6 protein-coding genes are annotated in these 5,959 nt (G+C 51.2%); all 6 read left to right on the top strand.

Going from position 1 to position 5,959, the window contains the following annotated elements; all coding sequences use genetic code 11:
• The first annotated feature begins 165 nt into the window (after positions 1-165).
• Positions 166-1,776, top strand: a complete 1,611-nt coding sequence (locus tag E1H13_RS25995; RefSeq protein ID WP_169617870.1) for an RAMP superfamily CRISPR-associated protein — start codon at positions 166-168, stop codon at positions 1,774-1,776.
• A 59-nt stretch (positions 1,777-1,835) separates the two neighbouring features.
• Complete coding sequence (locus tag E1H13_RS25990; protein WP_169617869.1) at positions 1,836-2,159, top strand: DUF433 domain-containing protein; 324 nt, start codon at positions 1,836-1,838, stop codon at positions 2,157-2,159.
• 4 nt (positions 2,160-2,163) lie between these two features.
• Positions 2,164-2,526: a DUF5615 family PIN-like protein gene (locus E1H13_RS25985; protein WP_169617868.1), complete on the top strand. Its 363-nt coding sequence runs from the start codon at positions 2,164-2,166 to the stop codon at positions 2,524-2,526.
• A 23-nt stretch (positions 2,527-2,549) separates the two neighbouring features.
• Positions 2,550-3,995, top strand: coding sequence for a hypothetical protein (locus E1H13_RS25980; RefSeq protein WP_169617865.1), 1,446 nt, complete (start codon positions 2,550-2,552; stop codon positions 3,993-3,995).
• 442 nt (positions 3,996-4,437) lie between these two features.
• Positions 4,438-5,430 (top strand): CRISPR-associated endonuclease Cas1, encoded by a 993-nt coding sequence (gene cas1, locus E1H13_RS25975; protein WP_169617867.1) that lies wholly within the window; start codon positions 4,438-4,440, stop codon positions 5,428-5,430.
• 4 nt (positions 5,431-5,434) lie between these two features.
• Positions 5,435-5,713: a CRISPR-associated endonuclease Cas2 gene (cas2, locus tag E1H13_RS25970; RefSeq protein WP_169617866.1), complete on the top strand. Its 279-nt coding sequence runs from the start codon at positions 5,435-5,437 to the stop codon at positions 5,711-5,713.
• Positions 5,714-5,959: the final 246 nt, after the last annotated feature.

The raw sequence follows: 5,959 nt of genomic DNA, 5'->3' as shown, positions 1-5,959 counted from the left end.
TGCTTCCCCCGATGGCTGGTGCCGTTCTTGGAGATATCGTGAGACCCACAGGTCGGACAGGTCATCTCAATAGCCATGCGCTTGTCTCCCTGGTTATCGTGGTGGCGTAGTCTGATTTTCCTCCGTCCCGTGCATTAATGCACTACCACCAATCGCACCCAACGCATCGCTGGTGCTGGCAATACTTTTCAAGTTAAGTGCCTGTGGCGCATCCGGGTAGGGGGCCACCGAGGCCCGGAAAGCATTTTGCTACCTGCCTTTGACGCCCTGGGAATGCCTTATATCCCTTCCAGTACCCTGCGGGGAATTGCTAGAGCCCAAGCGATTCGAGAGCGGATGGAGAAAGATAATCTATCCTGGAAACTAGCTGAAGAAGCGATCTCACGGCAGTATTTTGGCTATCTGGACAGCAAAAAGAGTGAAGAGCGATCGGGCAAAGTAATGTTTCTAGACGCCTATCCGCTACCACAACCGTCAGGGGACGGAGGTGGCCTGGCAGTAGACATGGCCAACAACATCTGGTCCTGGGATGTAGCGGGTCGCAACTTGCTCTACTCACCCAATCCCAACCCCTTCTATTCCCTCAAAGAAGCCACCTTCTTAATTGGTGTGCGCCCCACACCAGCCGCTGATCCAGCCATACTGACCAAAGTGAAAGGATGGCTGACGCGCGGGCTTCAGGCTGGAATCGGCTCCCAGGTGAATACGGGCTACGGTAGTCTCGTCCAGGCAGAGTCATCTACATCCCCCCAGGAATTCCTTAGTTTGGACTTTGCCTTGGCAGGACAGCTGATCCATGGACGACAGCGCTTCACCCAGTGGACCTGGAATGAGCGTCGCCATGAGTGGCAAATGCGCGGCAACTCCGATGCCGAAGTACGCCCAGTAGCATTTAAGTCTATGCTGCGCTACTGGTTCCGCGCTTTTGCCCTAGGGGTATTGCCCTCTCGGGAGGTGCAACGTCTAGAAGGAGAACTGTTTGGTGCCATCAATCCCAGGCAGGCACGGGGTAAAGTCATGGTCAGGATTGCAGATGGTCGCATCGTGCAACGGGAAGCTCGACCTAATCGTCAAGGCCAAGACGATCCCTGTGGAGAGCAGTCTGGACGACTGATTTTGGCCTATTCGTCAGAAGCCCCTACGGATCAACGGCGCGACCTCGAAACCCTGCTCAAAACTCTGACCTGGATGATGTTTCATCTGGGAGGCGTTGGCCAAGGGGCAAGACGTCCCTGCTATTCCCGTCAAAACCGTGAGCGGGCGCCCTGGTGGCGTGGATCTACGTTGATTCCCGATACTCAGGATTCATTTTGGAAACTCCCCTGCGATGTTCGAGAGTTTCGAGATTTGTTTCGCCGCCGGTTACAAGCCTTCTATAACGCCCTAGGCAGATTCGCCAATCGCCCTATTGATCCCAGTCAACTCCAAACGGTTGGGGCAGTTAAGGGCGATCGCTGGACAGAAGCTGTTGACCAGCACTGCCGTATTATTGTCTGTAGCGGTGCTCAAGACTTTGATAAGCCCTATGCCTTAGCGATACTGCACAGTGATGAGTTCAAGGTGAGAAATCGACGTGGGCAGATAGACTACGATGGCAACCTTTGTGGAGAGGTTCGGGGCAAAAATGTCAAACCCTCCCCAGTTTGGATCGCAGATCTTGAGGAGTATCAGGTGGTGACAGTGTTTGGCGCCACTCAAGATCCCCGGAAGCGATTCGTTGCAGCACTACGCCAGGGAACTGGTCGCGATAGCTATGCTCAGGTTTTTCCTTTCTAATCAATCTCAACGGAAATTGTAATATTCAACTAAAGTTAAGCTTCGAGAAGGATGATTCTATGCAACTAGAAGATTACTTTGATTTCCTAGCCCCAGACGATATTCGTCTTAAAGGAACCAGAGTTGGTATCGAGACAGTACTTTACGACTTCATCCACCGTTGTCGTACACCCGAAGCTATTGCTCAGAGCTATCCTTCCCTGAACCTGGAACAGGTATATGCGACGATTTTGTACTACCTGCACAATCAAGAAGCTGTCAGCGCCTACCTGACTGACTGGATGGAATGGAGCCATAAAAAGCGGGAAGAACAACGCCAAAATCCACCTCCCCAGGTCTTGAAGCTGCGGCAACTCAAGGCAGAAAAAGCAGCATTCCAATAGGCTGATGGCCCTTAAGTACCTTTTAGATGAGAACGTTGATTCTGTATACCAAATGCAGATTCAACGACAAGAGCCTGAGATTATTGTGTTTAGGATCGGCATGCCAGGTACACCTGCAATACAAACGTCTGATCCTGATATTCTGTGCTGGTGCGAAGAGCATTCATTTATTTTATTAACGAATAATCGAAAATCAATGCCAGTCCATTTGGCCGACCATCTGGCCCAAGGGCGGCATGTTCCTGGAATTTTTATTCTTAATGACGAACTAAGTTTAGGTCAACAACTAGAAGAACTGATCTTCATTGCAATGGCTTCTGAGGAGACAGATTTCCAGGATCGCATCACTTACTTGCCAATTATTTAATGTCCGACTGTTGGAATACTGCAATGAGAACCCTGATCATTACCGTCGGTACTCGCCAGGTGGGTTGGCGCTGTGCTGATCGCACCGTCTGCTGCTTTGGGGCCGATGGCGATCGCAACGAGCATCCCCGTCATACCGACCGGCTCTATACCGAACTCGGTATCCAGCGGGGCAGCCAGGATGGCCAAGTCTGGAGCGTAAAGGACTTGGGGCAGCGCTACTATGACCATTGTTTGCAAGCCTTGGCAGGCCGTTTTGACCCTGTAGAGCTTCTCCTCGACCACGAGGTGATCGATAGGCAATATTCCCAGGGGTTAACCCATGTGGTGCTGTGGGGCACCCGCCAGCCCGATACCACTGCTGCCAGCTATCGCAGTCGGGATACCCACTGGCTAGCACACCTAATGGCAGGCAAAATTCGCCAGACTTGGCCCGAGCTTACCGCAGAGGTCTTTGAGCCAGTGGTGGCCGCTAACGATAGATCGGCTATCCGCCATGCTCTAGAAGGCTTTTTGGTCGAGCATACCAAGGGGATAGACGACTTTACTTTGCTGATTCAGACCAAGGGGGCGGTACCGGCGATCGCCCAAAGCCTAGAGATCTGCGCCGCTGGCCTAGTGCGCCAGTATCCAGTCTTTCAGGTGGTGCCCACTGAGCCAGAGCCCCTCTACGCTAGAGAGACCCAGAGTGCAAGTCGCTCCCAGCACCATCAGGTGATTTCCATTGGCGAGTACTTTTGGCCCATCGAGCGGCTGCGGATCGTATCGGCCTGGCAGCAGGGCAATTTTCAAGCAGCGGCCTTGTGGCTAATGGCCCACCAAGACCGCCATCGTCAGCTTTATCGCCTGGCCCAGCACCTGAGCTTAGCCACCAACTGGCAAATTGAGGCCCTATTCAAGCCTCAAGGGATAGCCCAATGGTTGCAGGCAGGTTCTTTGGCGGAGCTAGTTGAACCCGAGCAGCTTGGCGTCTGGCAGGACCAGAGTAAAGAAATTCGCCATAGTCCCCTAGCCCAAACATGGGAAACCAGCTTTTTGATTTACCTACTGCTGCGCCAGGGTAACTACACCGATGCCTTTATGCGCTTTGCCCAAACCCTGGAGCGATTACTCTATTTGCGTAGCCAGAGCGAACAGTGGTTTAGCGATGACGAACTCAAAAAACGCCATCCAGGCTTCAAACAACTGATTGATAGCTGGTTTCAGGTCCAAGGGCGACCCCTGAAAGGGGCACTCTACAATCGATTTGATGGCATTCGTAATGCTCGCAACCAGGCTGTACACCAGGCCAAGGCCATGACCTTGAAAGACCTGTGCAGGCTGTGGAAAGACCGATCCAGGACCCCTACCGATGTAGAATCGCTCCACAGTGCCATGGTGACAACGCTGAAGCACATTTCCCCGCCGCCGTTAGGATCAATGTCATTCCTGGAGTCTCTTTATCATTGGGGGCTTAGCCAATTCCGTTAAGATAAAGTCAGAAATTGGCCTCTGAAATTAATTACCAATAGTGGTACTCAAGAACTATTGAAGTGGCAGATTTTGTCTGTAGAAAAGTTTATTGTTCGTGTCTTTAAGGTAACTCTAACTTTCCTTCATTGTCAGCTCAAAAAACCTGGGCACTCTATTGATAAGTAGCCGGGGCTAATCAAAGGTCATCATACCCGCCGCTGATTTTCTCCCGAAGGGAGACGCAAAGCGTAGGCGCAGCCAGCCGTTAGGCTTACGACTCCGCTCAATCAGCTATATCCTTTGTCCGGCAAGGGTTTGAGGGTTGAGCGAAGTCGAAACCCGTCTACAAGATAATTGAGCCTACCTACTTATCACTGTGTTCCCAGTTCAGTCTAGACCGTGGGGTGGGTAATCGATGCCCACTTCCCTCAGAAGCCGACTTCGAGTGAAGGGAAAAGCTATGTCAACGCTCTATATTTCTCAGCAGGGGTGCTCCGTTAGTCTTCGGCAAGAACAACTGATCGTTAAACATCAAGACACTACTCAACAGCAGGTGCAATTACCACTGGTCAGAGAGGTACTGATCTTTGGTCAGTGCCAGGTTACGACCCAGGCTCTGCGGGCTTGCCTCAAGCGTAATATTCCGATTCTGTATCTGTCGCGGATGGGACAATGTTTGGGGCGATTGCTGCCCATGCCACAGGGCTATCGTCAACTGGCTCGATACCAGAGTGAATTGGATGAAGAAACACGCCTGGCAGTAGCTAGAGCGATTGTGCAGGCCAAACTGCGGAATAGCCGGGTGTTATTGCTACGGCAGGCACGAGTACGATCCAGTCAGGTCATCGCAGAGGCGGCCACTCAGCTAGAAGACCTTATTATTAGCGCAGGCAATGCTGCATCAAACCCAGTGTTGATGGGCCTGGAAGGGGCTGGGGCTGCCTGCTACTTTGCGGCTCTAGGGGATTGCTTAATCAATCCCGCTTTTCCATTTCGGGAACGTAGCCGTCGCCCCCCTACTAACCCAGTGAATGCCATGCTCAGCTTTGGTTATCAGCTGCTCTGGAATCATCTGTATAGCTTGATCGAAGCCCAAAACTTAGATCCTTACGATGCTTGCCTGCACCAGGGAACTCGCAAACATGCCGCCTTGGCTTCTGATCTCCTAGAAGCCTTTCGCGCCCCATTAGCCGACTCACTGATGCTGTACCTGGTGAACCACCGGGTCATGGATGTGGAGTCTGACTTTACGGTTAACCAGGGTGGCTGCTATTTGAACCAGATTGGTCGTCGTAAGTATTTGCGGGCGTTTATCGCTCGTATGGAGGAAGAAATTAAAGCTGGAGGGGATAAACCTCGGCCCCGCTGGGATTTGCTGATGACCCAAGTGAAAGAATATAAACGTTTTGTCTATACTCCTAAAGATCTATTTCAGCCCTATCTAATTCGGTAATGCCATGCTGTTATATCTTGTAGCCTACGATATATCCTCTAATCGGCGACGCAAGAAGGTTTCTGATATCTTGGAAGGATACGGCAAGCGAGTTCAATATAGTGTTTTTGAGTTGGTTTTAGCTAAAGCAAAGTATGATGAAATGAAACGAAGATTGGCTCGATACGTCGATTTTGAGGAAGATAGTCTTAGGTTTTACCCCATTTCTCAACATACATTGGAGCAGGTGGAGATTTGGGGCGGTGTTCCCCTAACTCAGATGCAGAAGTCAATTATTGTATAGGTTTGCGAAGGAAGCTGTGTTTGCCATAAGGCTTATAATCTGATGATGTCCCTCGAAAGATTGCTGGATAAGGCTTTCAAGCTTCTGAAAGCTGACGCTGGAGTATCACCTATCGTTGGACCTGGTATCCTTCGCAACTGTTGGCTAGACACCCTGCTGTACTTAGGTGGGGGTGTGATTTAAGCCGGGAAACCCTCTAAGTGAAAGGGACTGAGGGTTTGTGCTTTTAGTGACTGACGGGCAAGG

This window comes from Nodosilinea sp. P-1105 (assembly GCF_012911975.1).
In the GTDB taxonomy this organism is placed as follows: Bacteria; Cyanobacteriota; Cyanobacteriia; order Phormidesmidales; family Phormidesmidaceae; genus Nodosilinea.
Note: the sequence above shows the minus strand (reverse complement) of the source record. Positions and strands in the feature narration are given on the sequence as shown.

Coding starts and splice junctions, on each gene's coding strand:
- E1H13_RS25990 (WP_169617869.1), top strand. CDS start 1,836: ATGCAACTAGAAGATTACTTTGATTTCCTAGCCCCAGACGATATTCGT.
- E1H13_RS25985 (WP_169617868.1), top strand. CDS start 2,164: ATGGCCCTTAAGTACCTTTTAGATGAGAACGTTGATTCTGTATACCAA.
- E1H13_RS25980 (WP_169617865.1), top strand. CDS start 2,550: ATGAGAACCCTGATCATTACCGTCGGTACTCGCCAGGTGGGTTGGCGC.
- cas1 (WP_169617867.1), top strand. CDS start 4,438: ATGTCAACGCTCTATATTTCTCAGCAGGGGTGCTCCGTTAGTCTTCGG.
- cas2 (WP_169617866.1), top strand. CDS start 5,435: ATGCTGTTATATCTTGTAGCCTACGATATATCCTCTAATCGGCGACGC.